This window comes from Nocardioides sp. Z24_21, from assembly GCF_058134345.1.
In genome coordinates, this window is sequence record NZ_JBYTTH010000004.1 from 304,452 (window position 1) to 326,029 (window position 21,578).

Below are 21,578 nucleotides of genomic sequence, written 5' to 3' on the forward strand. Positions count from 1 at the left end.
AGTCCCGCCCTCAGCCCGCACACCTACTTTCCGAGGTCGTGCGTATCGGCACGTCCTCGCCAGCGCCTGAGTCGATCATCTGGCGGAACTGGGGAAACACACGACCCGAGCCGCTGCAGCCCGTAAGACTGGATGTCGCTACCGGAGCGCGCCAGTTCGAGGAAGACTCGGTGGCATGGCTGACTGGAACTTGCTAAGTCGCGCGTTGAGTGCAGCCGGAGACTCCGCTCGATACACCTGGGAGGAGTTGGCAGCCTTGGTCGGCGGCTTGCCCGCCTCGGCCACGAACCACCGGGCCTGGTGGTCCGGAGACCGGCCGCACGTGAATGCGTGGCGCTCGGCCGGCTACGCCGTGACCAACCTCATCCCCGGGCGGGAAGTCACTTTCCAGCGTGTGAGCGGGCAGCAAGGCGTCGCCCCACCATCGGCTGTCGTGGTCCCCGAGAGACCTGTTTCCGTCGTAGGTGAGGTCACTCCGACGCTGCTCCTGTCGCGTGCGTGAAGCGGAAGCGCACCACTCCGGCGGCAGCTCGCGACCTGTATGTGTCCCCGTTGTTCCAGAAGGAGCGCAGCTACGCGGAGCGTTCTGGTCTGCCGTGGTTCATCCTGTCCGCTGAGCATGGCCTCGTCCGTCCAGACGAGTGGCTGGCACCATACGATCGCTACCTCCCCGATACACCGCCTTCGTTTCAGCGCGCCTGGGGCTCTTGGGTGGTTGAGCGTCTCGCCCTTCTCGTCGGAGACCTCGATGCTCATGTCATCGAGATCCACGCCGGGTCGACGTACGTCGATGCGCTCCGAAGCGCGCTCGCGTCGAAGGGCGCCTCGATACATGAGCCGCTCGCTGGTCTTCCGATGGGACAACGTTTGGCGTGGTACAGCGAGGCATCGGCGCACGCCGAAGAGAAGCACGACGAGGATCCATCGACCAAGGTGATCATGGCTCACCGATCGGCTGCCGGGTTCTGCGAGCGCCTCGCGGACGCCAGTTCAACCCTCACACCCGGCGAGTTCGTCTCCCGCGGTGCAGCGGGACTGAAGGTGCCGGGGCTGTACAGCTGGTGGGTCGACTCAGACGGCGCGCGAGACCTATCTCTAGGTCTGGGACTCCCGCTCCAACCGGGCCTCATCTACGCAGGCCTAGCCGGAGCGACCCGCTGGCCGAGCGGTCGCCGCTCGTCCAACACCTTATGGTCACGGATCTCCGGTATGCACCTAGGCGGGCGCCACGAGTTCTCCACGTTCCGACGCACGCTTGGTTCCGTACTAGCCCACGCGCGGCAGGAAGAGACGATCGACGAAGACCGACTTACGTCGTGGATGAGCGATCACCTCCAGGTGATCGCAGTGCCCTTCGACGACGCAGACACCCTGGGACGACTAGAAGAAGACGTGCTGCGCCGCCTCGACCCACCCTTGAACCTTCAAGGCATGCCGAAAACACCGACCAGGCGACGCCTGACCGAACTAAGGCGACCACATGGGCGCAAGTAGCACGCACGCGTCTTGAGGAGACCACTCGAGCAGGATCAGCTCGGGAGGGCCTCAAGGGGCTTTCGCAAAGCTTCGACGAGCCGCGGCGTCTCACCAGCCATCGTGAAGCCTCTTGCGAACGCGGCACAGAGGTGACTCACCATTGCGGTATCCGTGCCAGCGCGATTAAACGGACCGGCGGTTGCAGAGCTCACCGGCACAGGCGGCAGCTAGCCAGAAACAATCCCGGCCGCTCCCGTCGATGTTTGGGTGGCCGCAGCCATGTGCAGGTGGGTGAGAGGTAGGTCGCGGCCGCCCGCTGCGATGCCGGTTCGGGATCCAGTGTTGCTGCAGGGGGTTGCGAGTCCCAGTCTCGTCGGCTCCGCTGAAGAAACCGCAGGTCAGCCTGCGGTTGCTGTGCATTCTGGAGTGTTCCGGTCGTCTTCGAGATCGGCTCCTACGGGGACTGGTGGGGAAAGGGATGAGCTCGAGGGCTTCAGTCGAGGCGCTTCCGCTCTGTCAGGTGCCGAACACCGTCCCGTCGTCGGCGATCCAGAGAATGGCCCCGCCAACGTCGATGCCTCGATCGCCTTCCGCCGTAACCGGCAAAGACCGGCCGACATCGGGCTAGCCTGCTGGGTGTGACTGAGCCGTGGGTGTCTGCTGACGCGATTGCCGAGCACCTCGGCGTGACCAAGGACAGCATCTACACCTGGATTGCCAAGAAGGACATGCCAGCCCATAGGGTCGGCCGGCTCTGGAAGTTTCAGGTGACCGAAGTTGACGCCTGGGTTCGCCGGTCGGGTGCCGACGAGACCTCGGGAACGGAGGTCGACCAGTGAAGATCATCGACAACCTCAACACGCTGCTGGGGGACGATCTCAAGAGCGAGATCACGCCGGGCTCAAAGGTTCGCATCGCGGCGTCGACGTTCTCGATCTTCGCCTTCGAGTCGCTCCGTAAGGAGCTCGAGCAGGTGGGAGAGTTGGAGTTCATCTTCACCTCGCCCTCCTTCGTCACAGACAAGGTCACTGACAAGCTGCGTAAGGAACGCCGGGAGTTCTTTATCCCCGCAGCCGGCAGCGGCGAATCGAGCCTCTACGGCTCCGAGTTCGAGATTCGGCTCCGCAATAAGCTCACCCAGCGTGCGATCGCGAAGGAGTGCGCTGAGTGGGTCCGGCGCAAGGTCCGGTTTCGATCAAATTCCACCGGCAACCCGATGCAACAGTTCGCCGTCGTGGACGACAAGTCCGCGTACATGCCGCTCCAGGGCTTCACGACCGCGGACCTGGGCTACGAACGGGGCAACGCGGTCTCGAACATGGTGCACCGGATTGACGACACTCCGATGACGTCGCAGTACATCGCGCTGTTCGACCAGATCTGGAACAACCCAACACAGCTCGACGACGTGACGGACGCGGTCGTCGAGCACATCGCCAGCGTGTACGCCGAGAACTCTCCAGCCCGTATCTACTTTCTGATCCTCTACAACCTCTTCGCCGAGTTCCTCGACGACATCAACGAGGACGTGCTCCCCAACGACCGCACTGGCTACCAAGAGACCCAGGTATGGCAGAGCCTCTACAGCTTCCAACGAGATGGCGCCACCGGCATCATCAACAAGTTGGAGACCCACAACGGCTGCATCCTCGCGGACAGCGTTGGCCTCGGTAAGACCTTCACCGCGCTCGCCGTCATCAAGTACTACGAGTTGCGCAACAAGTCCGTCCTCGTGCTCGCCCCAAAGAAGCTCTCGGAGAATTGGACCAACTACAACGCCAACCTGACGACGAACATCTTCGCCAGCGATCGGTTCAACTACGACGTACTCGCACACACCGATCTCTCGCGCACTCGCGGCGAGTCGATGGGGCTCCGACTCGACCGGATCAACTGGGGCAACTACGACCTCGTGGTGATCGACGAGTCGCACAACTTCCGCAACGCCGACTACGCGGAAGAGAGGGAGTCCCGGTATCAGCGCCTCATGCGCCAGGTCATCCGCGAAGGCGTCAAGACCAAGGTCTTGATGCTGTCGGCAACACCGGTCAACAACCGGTTCAATGACCTGAAGAATCAGCTTCAGCTCGCCTACGAGGGCGAGTCGGAGAACCTCGCCCAGCATCTCAACCTGTCTACCACAGTCGAGAAGGTGTTCAGCGACGCGCAACGGGTCTTCAACGATTGGTCGAAACTGCCACCCGAGGCCCGAACCACCGACCGGATCCTCAAGATGCTCGACTTCGACTTCTTCGAGCTCCTTGACTCAGTGACTATCGCCCGATCACGGAAACACATCCAGGCCTTCTACGACACCACCGAGATCGGAGCGTTCCCCGAGCGGCTCCCACCGGTCTCGATCCGCGCGCCCCTCACCGACCTGCCCGGCGTCGCTACCTTCAACGAGATCTTTGAACAGATCCAGGCGCTGACGCTCGCGGTTTACACCCCGCTCGCCTATGTCTTCCCGAGCAGGCTCAGCAAGTACGAAGACCTCTACAACGTCAAGGGCGGCACGGCACGGTCCAACCTCGGTCAGCTCGGTCGCGAGCAAGGCCTGAAGAAACTCATGACGGTCAATCTGCTCAAGCGGTTGGAGAGCTCGGTGGAAGCCTTCAGGCTCACCGTCGGGAAGATTGAGGGCGCCGTCGACAAGACGCTCGGCCGGCTCGAAACGCGCGCTGGCGCGATGTCAGAACTGGACGTCGACTTCGCCAACCTCGACCTCGACGTCGATGACGAAGATGACGCCAATGTCGAAGCCCTGACCTTCGGCGAGAAGATCAAGATCGACCTCGAAGACATCGACCTCGAGTCCTGGCAGCGCGACCTTTGGCATGACCGGGAAACCCTCCGCGAGTTGTTGGAGGAGATGGAGAAGGTCACGCCCGACCACGACGTCAAGCTCCAGCGGATTAGGCAGCTGATTGAGGACAAGGCCGCCAACCCGATCAACCCTCACAACCGCAAGGCGCTCATCTTTTCCGCGTTCGCCGACACGGCCAACTACCTCTTCCGAGAGCTCGCGCCCTACTTCAGCAAGGCGGGCCTGGAGAGCGCGATCATCACCGGAGGCGCGCACGCAGCCAGGACAACCCTCGGCCCCGGCCACGACTTTCAGCAGGTCCTGACGCTGTTCTCGCCCCGCTCGAAGCAGCGCCACCTCACCATGCCGAAGGAGACCGCCGAACTCGAGGTTCTCATCGGCACAGATGTCATCAGCGAAGGTCAGAACCTCCAGGACTGCGACTACTTGGTCAACTACGACATCCACTGGAATCCGGTGCGCATCATCCAGCGCTTCGGCCGCGTCGACCGCATCGGCTCGACCAACGCGCAGATTCAGCTCGTCAACTTCTGGCCCGACATCTCGCTCGACGAATACATCAACCTCAAAGAACGCGTCGAGAACCGGATGGTCATCGCAGACCTCGCCGCCGTTGGCGACGACAACATCCTTGACCCAGCAAGCGCTGATGCGGCTTACCGCAAGGAACAGCTACGCAAGCTCCAAGACGAGGTCATCGAGCTCGAGGACGTCCGCGCCGGCGTCTCCATCACTGACCTCGGCCTCAATGACTTCCGGATGGACCTACTCGGGTACATCAACGAGCACGGCGCACTCGACACGCTCCCGAAGGGGCTCCACGCCGTCGTCCCGTCTGACCGGGCTAAGGGACTCAAGCCAGGGGTCATTTTTGCGCTGCGCAACGTGGATGCCGATGACAGCATCGATCGCGGCAATCGCCTGCACCCGCACTATCTCGTCTACCTGGACGAGGGTGGCAATGTGATTGCTGACCACACTGAGGTAAAGCACCTGCTCGACGTGATCCGTGCGGGGTGCCGCCCGTACGACGAACCGGTCAATGCGGTCACGCGTGTGTTCAACGCCGCCACCGGCGAAGGTGCCGAGATGGGCAGGTACTCCGAACTGCTCACGGCGGCGATCCGCTCGATGATTGAGGTCACTGACGAACGCGATCTGGACAGCCTCTTCACCGATGGCCCGACGACAGCCCTCAGCCAGGCCATCGGCGGCGTCGAGGACTTCGAGCTCATCGCCTTCTTGGCGGTCGTTGATCCGGAGCAGGGGAGCGTATGACGGCGCTCCTTTACAGGTGGCCCAAAGCGGCAGAGTTCGGGCGGGTCGTACCGAAGACCAAGTTCTACGAGCACACCAGTCTCGGATCAACGGTGAAGGAACGCTTCGTCTCCGACGTACGACGGATCACCTGGGCCTACAAGCTCGCAGAGTCCACGATGAACCTCCCGGGCAGCGTGGATGTGCGAGAAATTCAGGTGTTCACGATCGCAGCTAAGGACGACGACGTTGCGGAGAGCGTGCTCGTTGCCATCGACAAGGCGGTCCGCACGCCAATTGTCTTCGAGATTAACCGGGGCGAAGGCCCTGAAGGCACCACCCGCATGGTCGCTGCTCACAAGCAACTTGGCACCGGTGCCCCGAAAATAGGCCCCTACTTCAGCACCGCTTGGCAACCGGCATCCGTCGACCGACTTCCCCTTCCGACAGCCATCGATTTGACCAGTCTGTACACCGCGCTGCTACAGCCATTGACGCCTGTCGCGTCGCGCGCTGGGGAAACTGTGTCAGACGTGATCGGCAGACTAGCGACCGTTAGGTTGCTCGAGCGCGAGATCGCTGCCTCGGAGCGGAAGCTCCGGAACGAACCTCAGCTCAATCGAAAGGTCGAGCTGCGACGAACCTTAAAGACCAAGCAAGCAATGCTCGTGGACGTCACGAGCCCGACCCCCAGCCCGGCCACGGGCGACGCGAACTGAGGACCATTGTGGAGAAGCTCCGAATGACGTCGCCGGATTTGACGGCGAGCAACGTTGCCAAGATCATCGAGTTATTCCCAGGCGTCATCACCGAGACCCTCGATCGGGAAGGGAACCCGGTAGTCGCGGTCGACTTCGATCTTCTGCGTCAGGAATTGTCTGACCACGTCGTCGAAGGCCCGCAGGAGCGATACCAGCTGGACTGGCCCGGGAAGCGCGCAGCAGCGTTCGCGGCGAATGCTCCAATAGCAAAAACACTGCGGCCGGTTCGTGAACAGTCTGTGGACTTCGACACCACGAAGAACCTCTTCATTGAGGGCGACAATCTCGATGCACTAAAATTGCTCCAAGAGTCGTACCTCGGCAAAGTCAAGGTCATTTACATCGACCCGCCATACAACACTGGGAATGACTTTCTCTACGACGACGACTTCGCTCAGTCGACACGGGAGTACTTGCTGCGCTCGGGGAGGCTGACCGAGTCCGGTGAGCGGCTGGTCGCCAACCCGGAGACCAATGGCCGCTTCCACTCAGACTGGTTAAGCATGATGGCGCCGCGTCTCAAGCTCGCTCGCAACTTCTTGCGTCCTGACGGCCTAATCATGGTGAGCATCAGCGACGCTGAGCTCGCAAATCTGACCTCCTTGATGGCGGAGATATTCGGGACTGCCAATCACGTCGCGACTTTCACCTGGATCAAGAAGCGCAAGGGCAGTCACCTTTCAAGGACCGTTCGCAGCATGACTGAGTACGTTGTGTGCTTCGCGCGCGACATCGATGAGGCGGAGCTGGTGGGCGAGGCGGCCTACACCGACAAGTGGCAGCCGCTTGCTAAGCGAACCAACGCGCACAAGGTGCTCCGGTTCCCCGAGTGGACGGTGGAAACAACGCTTCCGGACGGTCACTACTCGGCAGGTCGCTATGGCGAAGGTAGCTCGGCGCTCGCGTTCGGTGATCCGTTTGAGGTCACAAATAGCGTGGTGTCGACTCAAATCGTAGTCGAGGGACCATTCGTGTGGGGTCAAGACAAGCTGGACCAGGAACTCGCCCTGGGGAGTCGTGTCGCACTCTCCAAGAAGTTTGGGTTCAACGCACTGAGACATGACCAGGCTTCGAAGGTGAAGCGGCCGTCGACGCTCATCGACAAGGGGGTCGGGGCCGGCACGAACGAGGACGCTTACGAAGAAGCGATCGAGCTGTTCGGCGTCGAGGGAATTATGAGTTATCCGAAACCAACGTCGTTTCTCAAGTACCTCATCCGCGCAGCGACCTGGAACGACCCTGAGGCCATCGTTTTCGACTTCTTCGCTGGATCAGGATCGGTAGGGGAGGCGGTGATGCAACTGAACGCCGAGACTCAAGGGCGTCGGACCTATGTCCTTGTGCAACTGGGCGAACGCTGCGCGCCCGGTACCCCCGCGGCGCATGCCGGCTACAGGACGATCGCCGACGTCGCGAAGGAGCGCTTGCGTCGTGCCGCCACCCGAACGCGGCAGGCAATTGCTCCGGAGTTGGGGTCGCCGGATCTCGGCTTTCGGGTCTTGAGTGTGGACACCACCAATATGGCGGACGTCCTTCAGACACCAGACGAGACCGACCAGCAAGCACTTGCTGGTCTTGAGAGCAGCGTCAAAGCTGATCGAACAATGGAGGATCTGCTGTTCCAGGTCCTACTTGATTGGGGGCTCGACCTGACTATGTCCATAGAACTGGAATACTTGGACGATTGCAAGGTTTTCGTAATCGAGGATGATTCGCTCGTTGCCTGCTTCGACGATCAAGTGAGCCCCGCGCTGGTGCGTTCTTTGGCGAAGCGGCAGCCGCTCAGGGCCGTCTTCCGAGACTCGGCATTCACTTCCGATGCCGCTCGAATCAATGCTGAGCAGGTCTTCAAGGAACTCTCGCCTGCCACCGAAGTCAAGGCCATTTGAGCCGATGAAACTTCAGTTCAAGATCCAGCCGTACCAGACCGACGCGGTCGACGCGGTCGTCGAGGTGTTCGCCGGTCAGCCCCGACGTACGGGCATGTCCTACAGAATCGACCCTGGCATGGTGACACCGAGCGCCACGCCCGCACTATTCGAGACCAGGACGACTCCCGACTCAGGGCTGCGCAACGCCGAGATCGAGCTGTCCCCGCCTCAGGTGCTCGCCAACCTCCACCAAGTTCAAAAATCCAGGAACCTGCCACTGGCATCGAAGGTCATCGACAGCAAGGCCGCGCCAGGTGCACCCAACCTCGACATCGAGATGGAGACCGGCACAGGCAAGACCTACGTCTACATCAAGACGATCATGGAACTGAACAAGCGCTACGGCTGGTCGAAGTTCATCATCGTTGTGCCTTCCGTGGCGATCCGCGAGGGCGTGAAGAAGTCGATTGACGTCACGGCCGAGCACTTCCAGCAGATCTATGGCACAAAACCACGCTCGTTCATCTACAACTCCTCGCAACTACAAGAGCTCGAGCGGTTCAGCTCTGACGCCGGCGTACAGGTCATGATCATCAACATCCAGGCCTTCAACGCGACGGGGAGGGACAACCGGCGCATCTACGACGTGCTGGACGACTTCCAGTCCCGCAAGCCGATCGATGTCATCAGTGCCAACCGACCCATCGTCATCATCGACGAGCCGCAGAAGATCGGCGCTCCGAAGTCGCTGGAGGCGCTGTCGCGGTTCAACGCCCTGATGGTGCTTCGCTACTCCGCGACCCACAAGGTCGAGCACACCAAGGTCCATCGGCTCGACGCGCTCGACGCGTACAACCAAAAGCTCGTCAAGAAGATCGCGGTGCGTGGGATCACGGTCAAGGGGCTCGCCGGGTCTACCGCGTACCTCTACCTCGACGCGATCGAGGTCAAGAAGGGCCAGCCGCCGACCGCCCGTGTCGAGCTGGAAGTCCAGACCAAGGGCGGTCCCATCAAGCGCCAGCTCAAGCGGGTCACCAAGGGCACCCGACTACACGATCTCGCTAACGGTATCGAGGCATACAAGGACCTCGTGGTCACCGACGTTAGCGCGATCGACGACACCGTCACGCTGAGCAGTGGGGACGTCGTCGCTGCCGGGCAGCTCGCTGATCGCGACGTCACCGAGGAGACCAAGCGGCGCATCCAGATCCGCGAGGTCATCCGGGCGCACATCGAGAAGGAGCGCGAACTCTTCAGCCAAGAGATCAAGGTCCTCTCGCTCTTCTTCATCGACGAGGTCGCCAAGTACCGCGACTATGACCGCGAGGACACCCTCGGCGACTACGCCCGACTGTTCGAGGAGGAGTACGCCGCCCTCGTCCAGGAGGTGCTCGGCGAGTTGGAGCTCGACGGAGCAACAGCGGCCTACAAGACGTACCTCAGCCGAGACGACGTCCGCGAGGTGCACCAGGGCTACTTCTCGATCGATAAGAAGAGCAAGCGCCTCGTCGACGGCGATGTGCACAAGACGGGCGACGAGAAGGGGCAGTCCAAGGACGTTGCGGCGTACGACCTGATCCTCAAGAACAAGGAACGCCTCCTGTCGTTCGAGGAGCCGGTGCGGTTCTTATTCTCGCACTCGGCACTTCGCGAGGGATGGGACAACCCCAACGTCTTCGTTATGGGCATGCTCAAGAAGAGCGACAACACCATCTCGCGTCGGCAGGAAATCGGGCGGGGCCTGCGGCTGGCGGTGGACCAGTACGGCGAGCGCATGGACAACCCCGTCACCGTCCACGACATCAACGAACTCACCGTCGTGACTGATGAGTCGTACACCGACTTTGTGGCTGGGCTGCAGAAAGAGATTGCCGAGTCTCTGGCGGCGCGCCCGCGCAAGGCCAGCGTGAAGTTCTTCACCGGCAAAACGATCCACACGGAGTCCGGCGAGAGCGTCGTCGAGGAGCAGGTCGCAACGGCTCTTTACAACTACCTCGTACGAAACGACTACGTCGATGACGACGGGCTCGTGACGCAGAAGTACAAGGAAGACAAGGAAGCTGGGATTCTCGCGGAGCCGACCTCGGAGGTCCTCAAGCCGGTGATCGACTACGTCTGGCCGCTGGTCGATACGCTGTACATCGACATCCCGGCGCCGACGAACGACCGCAAGCCGAAGAAGATCCCACTCAATGAGGCGAACTTCAGGAAGAAGGAGTTCCAGGAGCTCTGGGGTCGGATCAACCACAAGGCCGTGTACCAGGTTGAGTTCGACTCGGCCGAGCTGATCGGAAAGTGTGTGGCCTCGCTCGATACCCACCTCAACGTTGCTGCCATGCAGTACGTCATCCAGGCCGGCAAGCAGCGCGACTCACTCGACGCCGACGACCTGACGACGGGAACGGGCTTCGACGTCTCCACGACCTCGACCCAGACGGAGACGGTGACTGCCGGGTCTCAGGTCAAGTACGACCTACTGGGCGAGGTCACGGAGAAGACCCAACTCACCCGTCGCACCGCCGCCGCCATCCTCGGTCGGGTCAACCCGAACACCTTCGCCAAGTTCCGCCTCAACCCGGAGCAGTTCATCACCGAAGCCGCACGCCTGATCAACGAGCAGAAGGCCACGGTCATCGTCGAGCATCTCGCGTACGACGCGCTCGAGGACCGCTTCGACACCGCCATCTTCACGGAGAACCAGACTGCCCAGGACTTCTCCAAGGCTGGCGAGAGGCTCAAGAAGCACGTGTACGACTACGTCGTCACGGACTCAAAGGTCGAGCGCGACTTCGTCACCGAACTGGACACCAGCACCGAGGTCGCGGTGTACGCCAAGTTGCCCCGCGGCTTCTTCATCCCGACCCCTGTGGGCAACTACAACCCCGACTGGGCAATCGCCTTCACCGAGGGTTCGGTCAAGCACGTGTACTTCGTCGCCGAGACGAAGGGCTCCCTCTCGACCCTGCAGCTCAAGGGCGTCGAGGACGCGAAGATCGAGTGCGCCCGGAAGTTCTTCGCAGACGTCAACAAGAAGTTCGAGGGCCAAGTGAAGTACGACGTAGCCGACAGTTACTCCAAGCTCATGGAACTCGTGGCGGGGTAGGGATGACAGTGACCGAGATCGACCGCACCATCGACGGCGTCGCCAAGACGATCGCTGAAGTCCTTGAGAAGAAGAAGTACTCGATCGACTACTACCAGCGCGAGTACAAGTGGGAGTCCAAGCAGATCGCCGAGCTGGTCGCTGACCTCACCGCGAAGTTCCTCGACCTGTATCAGCCGGACCATGCCCGCAAGGACGTCGCGAAGTACCCCGGCTACTACCTCGGGTCGATCATCATCTCGCAGAAGGGGGGTCAGCCGTTCGTCGTCGACGGCCAGCAGCGGCTGACGAGCCTGACGCTGTTTCTGACGTACCTTCGGCGGCTTCAGGAGGGACGCGGTGAGGTTGTTAACGTCGACGAACTCATCTACTCCGAGAAGTTCGGTGAGAAGTCGTTCAATCTCGATGTTCCAGACAGAAATGACTGCATGGAGGCCTTGTTCGAGTCCGGCGAGTACGAGCCGCCGTCGGACGCTGCCGAGTCCGTGCACACTCTGGTGGACAGGTACGCGGAGCTAGACGGACTCTTCCCCGACGAGTTGAAAGAAGCGGCGCTTCCGTTCTTCATCGACTGGCTAAAGGATCGCGTCCAGCTCGTCCAGATCACGGCCTACAGTGACGATGACGCGTACGCAATCTTCGAGACGATGAACGACCGCGGCCTCAAGCTCACCCCGGCCGACATGCTCAAGGGCTACTTGCTTGCGAACATGGAGGACGGTAAGCCCCGCACCGAGGCAAACGACCTCTGGCGCAAACGCCTGCGCAACCTCGACGAACAGGCTGAAGACGCCAGCTCGGACTTCCTCAAGACCTGGCTTCGCAGTCAGTACTCCACGAAGATTCGTGAGCGCAAGAAGGGCGCGCGCCCCGAGGACTGGGACCGGATCGGCACCGAATTTCACCGCTGGCTTCGTGGATCTCACGACGGCGTCGGACTAAAGTCCCGCGTGGACTTCTACCAGTTCGTGGTCGGAGACCTCGATTTCTACAGCCACCACTACGCGCGCATCCTCAATGCGTCGACGGGCCCCTTCCAGCCGGACAGCCCACTGCGGTTCATCCGGTTCAACTCAGACCTCGGATTCACGCTCCAGAACCAGCTGCTCCTGGCGCCCTTGCAAGTCAACGACAACACAGAGGGCGTCAACAGGAAGCTGGAGGTGGTCGGTCGCTTCACGGACATCTTGTTGGCGCGGCGCATCTGGAACTTCCGCGCCACGGCGTACTCCACGATGCAGTACGCCATGTTCAACGTCATGCGAGACATCCGGGGTCTCGGCCCGGATGCTCTCGCGGAATCGCTTCGCGAGTACCTGCTGAAGATCGACGAGACCTTCGACACCGACGGCCTCTACGTCCATCAGCAAAATCGGAGCCAACTCCACAAGCTCCTCGCGCGCATCACCGACCACATTACCGTGAAGTCAGGCCAAGCCTCGAATTACATCGAACTGACCAACGGCGCGAAGGTGAAGTACGAAGTCGAGCACATCTGGGCCGACCACCCCGACCGGCACACGGACGAGTTCAGCCACGAGGCTGACTTCGCGCGTCACCGAAATCGAATTGGTAACTTGCTGCTCCTTCCCAAGCAGTTCAACGCCAGCTACAACGACGAGACCTACGCCAAGAAGCGCCCGAGGTACTTCAGCCAGAACTTGCTCGCCGCCAGCTTGGATCCTCAGGCTTACGAGAAGAATCCCGGGTTCATGGCGTTCGTCAAGAGCTCCAATCTGCCCTTCCATGCTCACGAAGAGTTCAAGGCAGCCGACATCGTCGAACGCGGCAACCTCTACCGTGACATCGCCAAGCAGCTCTGGAATCCCGACGATCTCCTCGTTGCGGCAGCCGGTGGATCTGAGTGACGCAGCCCGGTCTGCGGAGCCGGTTGCCACAAGCTTCGGATACTGCGGCGTCCGTGAACGGGCGCGTTCCGCTCGCCGTACGACAGCCGGACCGCTCCCAAATCGACGCGCCCTGACCTTCGACACCCGCATCGAGTGCTGGCTCTGCCCCTCCGATGCCGCATCTCAAACACCGAGTCGTGGCGCTACGTAAGGGAGGTGATGGTCGCCGGTGAGGTGCCTTTGGAGACCGGGCTGCGCTCGGCAACGAGATGCTCGCGCGCGGCTGCATGAACCGGTTGGCGGGCAGGTCGGCCGGGCCGCAATCCCGCACGTGCATGACCGCATCGACCGGATCTTCAACCCGCTCGATCCCGACTGGATCTAACCCCTGATCGGCGCCGCCGTGACGACGAGTGACGGACTCCAACGAGTCCCGAATCCGACTCCCCCGTAAGGCCATTCACGCCCTCAAACCAAGCGGCACGCATGCTACGAAGGTCCGTAGATCGGTCCGCCCCTCGGGGCGGGCCGAGCGTCATTTCAAGGTCAAGTGACGAGTGCTGACGGGCGGTGACGAGCGCGATGCACGGTGGGGTCAAGTTCTACCGCGGCTCCGCATCCGCCGCGCGCTCGTACGTCGAGGCGGACCGCTCACGAGTCGACGACTACTACCTCGCCGAGGGCACCGGGGTGGCCGAGCGACACGTCGCCACCAGTCTCGGTGAGGCGGGGGGACGCGGTGTTCGCGCAGTTCAGCACGGGGGGACGTTGAACGGCGACGCCTATGAGCGGTGGGTCGCCGGCTACGACGTCGAGACGTCGGCGCCGAAGGGCCGGTTGCGCGACGACGCGCATGCGCTGCGGTTCGTCGAGGTCGTCGTCAACGGGCCGAAGTCCTGGTCGCTCGCCGCCGCACTCCATCCCGACGTCGCGGCGGCGTACGACGCGGCGATGGATCGAGCAGCCAGCGAGGTGATCGGTTGGGTGGCCGAGCACGCCACCACGCGGCTCGGGCCCCGTGGCCGGCAGGTGCAGGTCCCGGTGGAGAAGGTCGAGGCCGCTGTCGTTCGTCACTACACCTCCCGGGCCGGCGACCCGCACCGCCACCTCCACGTGCAAATCAACGCACGCGTCTTCGCGCGCGGGTCGTGGCGTGGATTGCACTCGGTCGGTGTTGTCGACAGCATCGAAGCGCTCAACGGGATCGGGCACGCGGCCGTGATGTGCGACCCGGAGTTCCGGGCCGCAGTCGCCGCGCGCGGCTATACGCTCGGCGACGACGGCGAGATCCAGCAGCTCGCGCCGTACGCCGGCCGGTTCAGCCAGCGCGCCGGACAGATTAGCCGCAACATCGACCGGTACGAAGCAGCGTGGCGAGCCGAGCACTCCGGCCAGGAGCACGGGCCGCGTCTGCGCCGATCCTGGACCGGCGCGCGTGGGCGGACGCGCGGCCCGACAAGGTCGTACCCCGCAGCGGCGCCGACCTCGTGACTGCGTGGAACAACGAACTGAGTGATCTCGGCTTCGCCCCACCGACCAACCCGGCGACCCAACCGACAAGACAGCTGGGCCTGCAGATCGGCCGGCTCAACCGCGACGTCGCCGCCGACCTCCTGCTCACCCGACTCGGCGCCAAGCGGTCGGCATGGAATGCCCACGACATCCGCGGCGAGGCCGAACGACTGATCGCCGCCGTCGGCGTCATCGCGGAACGAGCGGTCCGGCACGAGCTGGTCGAAGACATCGCTGAGCGTTCCCAGACACGATGTGTGTCGTTGCTGAACCGCGATGACGTCCCCGAGCACGTCCGCAGCCTGACCTCCGAACGGGTACTCGCCGTCGAAGCCGACCTCGTCGACACGATCGCCGCACGTGCCGCGCGGCCGGTGAGAGATGCGGTTCGACTCCGCGGCATTCGGCACCTCGACCCGGCGCAACGACGCGTCGTCGCGGCCCTGGCCGGGGACGCTCGTCTGCTCGTGATCGAGGGCGCCGCCGGCACCGGCAAGACCACCACCCTCGCGGCCGCACGCCGCGCGCTCGACGACGCCGACCGTCGGCTCGTGGTCGTCACGCCCACCCTCAAGGCTGCCCAGGCAGCGCAGCAGCAGGTCGGCGCCGACGCCTTCTCCGCCGCTTGGCTCATCCACCAGCACGGCTACCGCTGGAACGAAGACGGCCACTCGTCACGAGTCGACACTGGACCCGACGCCGCGCCCGAGTCCCGTCCTGACGCTCGTGCACGCCTGCTGCCGGGCGACGTCCTCTTGGTCGACGAGGCCGGCATGCTCGACCAGGACACCGCCCGCGCGCTGTTCGCGATCGCCGACCGCGCACACGCGACCGTCGCGCTCCTCGGCGACCGCTACCAGCTGCCTGCCGTCGGCCGCGGCGGCGTCCTCGACCTCGCCGCACGCTGGGTGCGACCCGCAGCACACCATGAGCTCGAGTCGGTCCACCGGTTTAGCGATCCCGCGTACGCCGACCTCAGCCTGCTTATGCGCTCTGGTGAGCGCTCTGGTGAGGTCTTCGACGCCCTGCTCGAGCGCGGCCAGATCGTCCTGCATGCCAGCGAGGTCGAACGCACTGCAGCCCTGGCCGTCATCGGCGCCGACCGTGCTGGTGATGGTGACCAGTTGATCATCGCTGACACACGCGACCAGGTCGGTGCGCTCAACGCAGCCATCCGCGACCGCCGCTGGGACGCTGGTTCACGCCTCGGTGAGCAAGCTGGTGAGCGTCCTGGTGAGCCCATCACCCGCAGTGGTGAGCTGATCGGTCTCGGCGACCGAGTCGCCACCCGACGCAACGACCGCGACCTTGCTGTCGCCAACCGAGACACCTGGACCGTGGCCGGGATCGGCGAGGACGGCAGCGTGCTCGTCACCGGTCGCGCCGGCCAACGTGCGCTCCCCGCCGGTTACGTTCGCGAGCACGTCGAGCTCGCGTTCACCACCACCGCCTACGGAGCCCAAGGCGAGACCGTCGGCACCGCTCACTTCGTGCTCGGCGAGACGACCGGCGCCGCCTCGGCGTACGTCGCCATGACCCGGGGCCGTCACCACAACACCGCCCACCTCGTCGCCGAGTCCGTCGACGACGCTCGCAGCCAATGGGTCGACGTGTTCAGCCGCGACCGTGCCGACCTCGGACCACGGCACGCCGCACAGCGGGCCGCTGACGACATCGACCGGTACGGACCGAACGACCGTCCGACCTCGGCGGCCTTGCAGGCGGCCGCGCTCCGCGACAGCCCACGGCGCCCACCCCAGCCGATCCCGACCTCCTCGCCGACTTCTCACGGGATCGGTCGCTGACCACCTTGCTCGCGTCGAGTGATCGCCCGGAGCGGCCCGGTCGACATAGGTGACCAGGAGAGGCTCCGGTCTCGACAGCAACGGCCACAGACGTCCGAACCGCCGAGCACGAGGTTGCTTCTCCAGATCGGTTGCCGAACCCGTCGGCGGCCACGACGAGAGGCGACGTGATGGTGACACCCATCGGCATCCCAGACGACTGGGACGACAACAACCTGATCCTGTTCGAGGAGTTCTGCGACCTCATCCGCACACCACAGCGCACCGTCCGCGACTGGCGCCAGCGTGGCGTCGGCCCACGGTGGACCCGCTTCCAGGGAGTCGGCCGGCTCTACATCACCGTCGCCGAGGCCCGTCGCTTCCTCGCCTCGGCCACCGTTACGCGAGACGAGGTGAATTCCGATGGCTGAGCGACCCGCCATCCCGGTCTACCTCAACCTCGAGGAAGCGGCCGAGGCCATGTCGGTCTCGGTCAAGACAATCCGACGCTGGATCGCCGCCGGCACCCTGCCGGCGTACCGCTGCGGCAAGCGCGCCATCCGGATCAAGCTCGAGGACCTCGAGTCCGCGCCTCGGAAGATCCCGTCAGCCCGCTGGTAAAGGGGCAGAACGTCGAACAGGACGCCGCCCGCACCCGGCATGTGGCGCACTGAGCCTGGCATCTGGCGCCGAAAGCGGCGGAATGGGACAGGTCCTTCGGAACCTGATTGTTAGCAGACCCGGCCGGTCTCCATAGGAGTGATTGCAGTACCTATCGATGATCCCGGCCCTTACTAGATCACCCGCGCCTGGGCTCCGTCGGCCGGACGGGGCGCACGGTCAACGGAACTGGCGTGCGCGAGACACGCGTGAGCGACTGGCATCTCCCGATGGCATGTCCGTCGCCGGGCGCTGCCGGTCATCGGTCCTCAACGGCGAGCTCGCGTCTGATGGAGAGTTCGAACAACGTCCGTGCTCCTGTGGCCCCGGTCGTGCCGGTGGCGAGCGCAATGGTGTCGTCGTTGGGAGAGCCGAGCCATCCGCCAGTCGCGAGGTCGACGAGGTAGGAGTGCAAGTCGATCGCGGCGTGCCGGACATCGCAGTAGTCGATGGTGAAGGTCTCGTTGGCGAGTCGCGCAGTTCCGTCGGCGATGGCTAGGAGCACCTTCGCGGGCACGACACGTATCAGGCCTGTGTTCTCGATGAGCCAGTAGACCGCGGTGGGGCTGGTGGCCAGTAGCCATGACAACTGCCGGGTCTCGATCCTCCACTTCTCGGCCGACGACGCATCCTTCTTCAGCTTCGCCTTCTTGACCTGAACGAAGTCGGCGTGAGAGCCGCGGAGCGCGCCGGGCGCATCGATGTGGATGACAAGCGCCAAGTCGGCGTTGACGGTGTTCTCCTCGCCTTTTGGGATGACGCGGTAGCGGCCGGTCATCTCGACAGGTACGAGCTGGCTGGTCAGTGCGTGACTGGTTCGCACCGCTTCGATCTCGGTGATGAGACGGGTCATGAGGGACCCCACATGCCCCTCTTCCTCCGATGCCGGGCCTGGTGCGAAGTCGTCTGCGAACACCATGCAGGCTGTTCTCACACATTCGCGCAAGGTTTCCTCGACTTGCAGGTCGGATAGCCAGGTGGAGGTGGGTAGCGCGAGTGGGCGGGGGAACCGCTCTCGACGCTGGTCGGTTTCTTGGGAGAGGCGGGCGATGGCGGTCGCGTGGTCGTCTTCACCCTCGAGGATGGACAGGAGGGCGCGGGCCCTGTCCGCGGCCGGCTGGATGTCGGCGGCGACGACACCCTTCACGGCAGGTATCGGGTCGAACATGGGCTGGATGTCCGTGGTCATCGTCCAACCCGTGGCCTGTGTGGGCAGGTGGCTTTCGCCGGCGACTTGGAGCACCCAAGGAACGACTGTCTCCCACGCGTCGGGGTACGACTGGACAGTTGCACGCAGCCGGCTTCTCAATCCGTCTCGCTGGTTGGGAAGGCGCCTCAGTATGGGAGAGGTTAGGGCGGTGAACTCGGCGACGATGCGTACCCGGGGGTCCTGCGGAGACAGGTGCTTGCCGCCACGGTGCTGCGCGCGTGCCTGTGCATTCGCGACCCCGGCGGCTACTCCGTCGGCAACTGCAGCTGCGATGTCGAGGGGCGCGGGCAATTTCCCCGGGTTTGCGTCTCGCCATTGCGCAAAACGGTCCGGGTGCTGGTCGTGTTCTGCGAGTGCGTCGCCCCAGTGATACATCAGCCCGATCACCACTTGCTGCGGCCGGTTCCTCCCGAGAGCCGCGAAGGCCGTGGGCATGTTCTCGATGCTTACACTGACCAGGTCGTCAGTGCCGGTCGCGTCGGTGGCGAAGGCGTCGAGGCGCGCAGGGTCTGCGACAGCGAGATGCTCGATGAGCTCGCGGAAGTCGTCGTCGGCGGGACAGAACTTCCTGCTGCGACCCATGGCTGCGACCCACAAGCTGGTGTATTCGTCGTCCGGGGCACCACGACCTTTCGCTTCAGTGAGGGCACGTTGGTCGTCGGGCAGCAGGTAGTGGCCGCTCGTGCCGCACTTGCCGAGCTGGTGCCAGACGTCAGTGAACTCGAATTGGGTCCAACTGAAGTACGACACGTGGGCTCCTGGCGCTACAAGGGCCGGCCAGCCGCACCATCAACGTGGGGGTAGTGCCGACTTCGAATTGGACTATCCGAGGGCTGCCGAGGGGCAGACGCGCATTGAGTTTCTCATAACTGCGTTAAGAAGTTGTCCGCGCTTCGACAGATGCACTGATCGATCGGCGCCGGCAGGCGGCGGTAAGACGCACCTTGGTTGTTGTATCGCTCTATTGGCGTCTCTAGGCGAGTCTCCGCAAGGCAACTGGCTGACCTGTGCTCAGCGCGTGAGGGCCCTCATCAGCCGTGCTGCCAGACCTCGCGCCACCTCGTCGGCTGCCACGTCGAATGCTGCGGCCGAGACGCTCTCGTCGGGATGGATGCGGACCGGCTCGTTGCCTCCAAACCCGAAGGACACGGCCGAGGAGGTTCCCGTACTGATCATCATCGAGCCGCCGAGGCCCACGCTGATAGCGAATCTCTCTCCCGACATCACACTGATCGTCCCAATGATCCGAAGCTGATCGCCAATAGCAGCGGTCAACTCCTCGGCAGTCACGACCGACCCGATGTCGGCCCTGGCCAAGGTCGTCCATGCCGAGACCTGCCCACCCTTGTCGACTCGCACCCCCGCAAAGTGCCTAGGGACTGAGCTGCGACGACTTCCCTGGGAGTCGGGTACGGGCACGGTGATGGTGACGTCGTCGTCGGTTGCCAAGGGCTCGACGGCCGCACTCCAAGACACGGCTCCGTACGACCTGAGCTTGCTGATGATGGCATCGGGCAATGTGTGCATCTCGCGGGTCGAGCGAGCGGCGCTGTCGAGTGGGCTGACATGCGTCTCCAAGAAGGTCGGCTCACTGCCTCCGCCCCAAGCTTGCCCAGAGCCCCACTCGCCTCGCCAGACCACCGAACGTTGGGCTGCAAGCGGCTCGTAGGTGAGTGGCGACGGAGCCGACTCGAACTCGCGGATCGCGGCTGTCACCTGCGTAAGAAGGTCGGCGGTGTCGGAGAAGGACTTCCAGAACGATCCACTTGCATAGTCTCCGACGGCCTCGACAAACGCCTGCTGCTCCTCCTCGCGCGCTTCGATCGCCTTGTTGAAGACGTAGATCGTCTGGCCGTTTCGACGAGCCTCAATGAACTCATCGTGAGTGGCCGACTGACCAGTCTCCGGGAAGGTGTAGCCGTACCGCTCGCCAAGGATCAGTAGGACGAGATCACTGGACTGAACGGCCTTCAGACAGGCCTCGCGCGACGGATCGGCCTGCGCTGTGAAGTCCTCAAACATCACAGGCTCGTGACCGAGAGCCCGGATCTGACCGGGCAGAGCCCGTCGCTCCTCCTCAAGAGAGACCTTGACGCTGCTGATGAAGACTCGCATACCTTCGAGGATGCACGACTGCGCTGACAGTTGATGCATACGACACGTGCGAGGAAGACGTGTTGCCCGGATCGATGCTCGGCCCTGGTGCGGACCTGGGGCGCGTCGAAGTCACGGTCGAGAAATAGAGCAATATGACATGACGGCAGATCCGGACGTCCCTGGCAGGCGGCCGAGTGACTCACTCGCGCGCAGAGGCACGTCCGCTCAGTACTGCGATGTGTCCATTGTCCGGGTAGCTGTACGTGCAATCTGAGATTCTTGCGTGCCCCCGACAGGAGTTCGTCTTGGATGTAGCAAGCCTCGTATCCCTGGCAGGCGTGCTCGGCATTGGCTCAATTGCCGGCCAGCACGTCGCCGGCGGCGGACAACGGCTCAACCTAGGTGAGAACGCAGCCGATCAGCGATGACCCCGACCGCATCCGAAGCAAGCGACCCGATGTAGGGGTCGGTGTTGCCGAACGTCACCTCACCTCCGCCAGTGAATCGTGCGGTCCACTTTCCGGTGGTGGATGAGTCCGCCCAAGAGCCCTCACCGAGGTAAACGCGGTCGAGCTCATAGCTCAGCGAGAGAAGGCTCGAAAGCGGATAAAGGTCGCCCTGGATCGTCTCGTCCTCGGCCTTACCCTGCCGGAAGCCGCCACCGTGCCAGTCCTTCTCTGGCTTCTGACCGACGACGCGAATCAGGTGCGCATCAGTAATACCCACAACCTCGTAGGTGGTGCTGTCGTCCTCGGAAGTGACAAAGGTGGCGAGCGGCTTGGGGGCTCGGCCAGAGAGTGCAACCAGGGTCGCCAAGATGCCTGCCGGCGGTGGCGTTCCGCGCTGGTTGAGAATCTGCGTGTTGGTCTCTTTCCAATCCTGGTCGCTCACAAGTTCCGCCTAGGGTTTTAGTGTGGCTAATGCACTGGATGCCGACCCTACGCACGACTACCGACAAGACGCGGTCGGGATTGACGTGATGGGTAGCGAGATGGCGGTCGAGGAGGTGCGCAGCGTTCGATGAGGCTTGGATCGCATGCGGTCTGCTTGTGTATGCCCCGCGCCGACCCAACGGACTGACAGTAGAAAACTGAGGCCCCTGAACCCACGGCAGCGATGCCTCGACGTAAGGCCCGCGTCTCTTCAGCGGGCGCGGGCGCGCCCGGTCGA

15 protein-coding genes are annotated in these 21,578 nt (G+C 63.3%); 12 read left to right on the forward strand and 3 right to left on the reverse strand.

From position 1 onward, the window contains the following. Window positions 1-175: 175 nt before the first annotated feature. The 12 genes from AC3X7Z_RS14995 (at window position 176) to AC3X7Z_RS15050 (ending at window position 17,062) form a co-directional block, all read left to right on the forward strand. Window positions 176-502: a DUF7662 domain-containing protein gene (locus tag AC3X7Z_RS14995; protein WP_489976419.1), complete on the forward strand. Its 327-nt coding sequence runs from the start codon at window positions 176-178 to the stop codon at window positions 500-502. Next, a complete protein-coding gene (locus AC3X7Z_RS15000) occupies window positions 499-1,494 on the forward strand; it encodes a DUF6884 domain-containing protein (RefSeq protein ID WP_489976420.1) in 996 nt (331 codons plus the stop codon). The genes AC3X7Z_RS14995 and AC3X7Z_RS15000 overlap by 4 nt, the downstream gene beginning before the upstream one ends. 620 nt (window positions 1,495-2,114) lie before the next feature. After that, a complete protein-coding gene (locus AC3X7Z_RS15005; protein WP_489976421.1) occupies window positions 2,115-2,315 on the forward strand; it encodes a helix-turn-helix domain-containing protein in 201 nt (66 codons plus the stop codon). Continuing rightward, the gene (locus tag AC3X7Z_RS15010) at window positions 2,312-5,581 is read left to right on the forward strand and encodes a helicase-related protein (RefSeq protein ID WP_489976422.1); all 3,270 of its coding nucleotides are present in this window, start codon (window positions 2,312-2,314) and stop codon (window positions 5,579-5,581) included. The genes AC3X7Z_RS15005 and AC3X7Z_RS15010 overlap by 4 nt, the downstream gene beginning before the upstream one ends. Continuing rightward, window positions 5,578-6,279, forward strand: coding sequence for a DUF4391 domain-containing protein (locus AC3X7Z_RS15015; protein ID WP_489976423.1), 702 nt, complete (start codon window positions 5,578-5,580; stop codon window positions 6,277-6,279). The genes AC3X7Z_RS15010 and AC3X7Z_RS15015 overlap by 4 nt, the downstream gene beginning before the upstream one ends. Window positions 6,280-6,287: 8 nt before the next feature. Continuing rightward, window positions 6,288-8,210 carry a site-specific DNA-methyltransferase gene (locus tag AC3X7Z_RS15020; RefSeq protein ID WP_489976424.1) on the forward strand — a complete coding sequence of 641 codons (1,923 nt, stop codon included), beginning with the start codon at window positions 6,288-6,290 and terminating at the stop codon, window positions 8,208-8,210. A gap of 4 nt (window positions 8,211-8,214) precedes the next feature. Further along, window positions 8,215-11,295: a type III restriction-modification system endonuclease gene (locus AC3X7Z_RS15025; RefSeq protein WP_489976425.1), complete on the forward strand. Its 3,081-nt coding sequence runs from the start codon at window positions 8,215-8,217 to the stop codon at window positions 11,293-11,295. A gap of 8 nt (window positions 11,296-11,303) precedes the next feature. Continuing rightward, the gene (locus tag AC3X7Z_RS15030) at window positions 11,304-13,163 is read left to right on the forward strand and encodes a DUF262 domain-containing protein (RefSeq protein WP_489976426.1); all 1,860 of its coding nucleotides are present in this window, start codon (window positions 11,304-11,306) and stop codon (window positions 13,161-13,163) included. A 552-nt stretch (window positions 13,164-13,715) separates the two neighbouring features. Next, a complete protein-coding gene (mobF, locus tag AC3X7Z_RS15035) occupies window positions 13,716-14,636 on the forward strand; it encodes a MobF family relaxase (protein WP_489976427.1) in 921 nt (306 codons plus the stop codon). After that, entirely contained in the window at window positions 14,633-16,462 is a 1,830-nt protein-coding gene (locus tag AC3X7Z_RS15040) for an ATP-dependent DNA helicase (RefSeq protein WP_489976428.1), read from the forward strand. Before mobF ends, AC3X7Z_RS15040 begins: the two co-directional genes overlap by 4 nt. Window positions 16,463-16,632: 170 nt before the next feature. Next, entirely contained in the window at window positions 16,633-16,872 is a 240-nt protein-coding gene (locus AC3X7Z_RS15045) for a hypothetical protein (protein ID WP_489976429.1), read from the forward strand. Then, complete coding sequence (locus tag AC3X7Z_RS15050) at window positions 16,865-17,062, forward strand: helix-turn-helix domain-containing protein (RefSeq protein ID WP_489976430.1); 198 nt, start codon at window positions 16,865-16,867, stop codon at window positions 17,060-17,062. The genes AC3X7Z_RS15045 and AC3X7Z_RS15050 overlap by 8 nt, the downstream gene beginning before the upstream one ends. Window positions 17,063-17,360: 298 nt before the next feature. Here the strand turns inward: AC3X7Z_RS15050 and AC3X7Z_RS15055 are convergent, their stop codons facing one another. From AC3X7Z_RS15055 to AC3X7Z_RS15065, 3 genes are all read right to left on the reverse strand, one after another. Continuing rightward, on the reverse strand, window positions 17,361-19,061 hold the full coding sequence (locus AC3X7Z_RS15055; protein WP_489976431.1) for a hypothetical protein: 1,701 nt from the start codon (window positions 19,059-19,061) through the stop codon (window positions 17,361-17,363). A 261-nt stretch (window positions 19,062-19,322) separates the two neighbouring features. Beyond that, a complete protein-coding gene (locus tag AC3X7Z_RS15060) occupies window positions 19,323-20,426 on the reverse strand; it encodes a DUF4062 domain-containing protein (RefSeq protein WP_489976432.1) in 1,104 nt (367 codons plus the stop codon). A 375-nt stretch (window positions 20,427-20,801) separates the two neighbouring features. Further along, complete coding sequence (locus AC3X7Z_RS15065; protein WP_489976433.1) at window positions 20,802-21,299, reverse strand: hypothetical protein; 498 nt, start codon at window positions 21,297-21,299, stop codon at window positions 20,802-20,804. Window positions 21,300-21,578 lie beyond the last annotated feature (279 nt).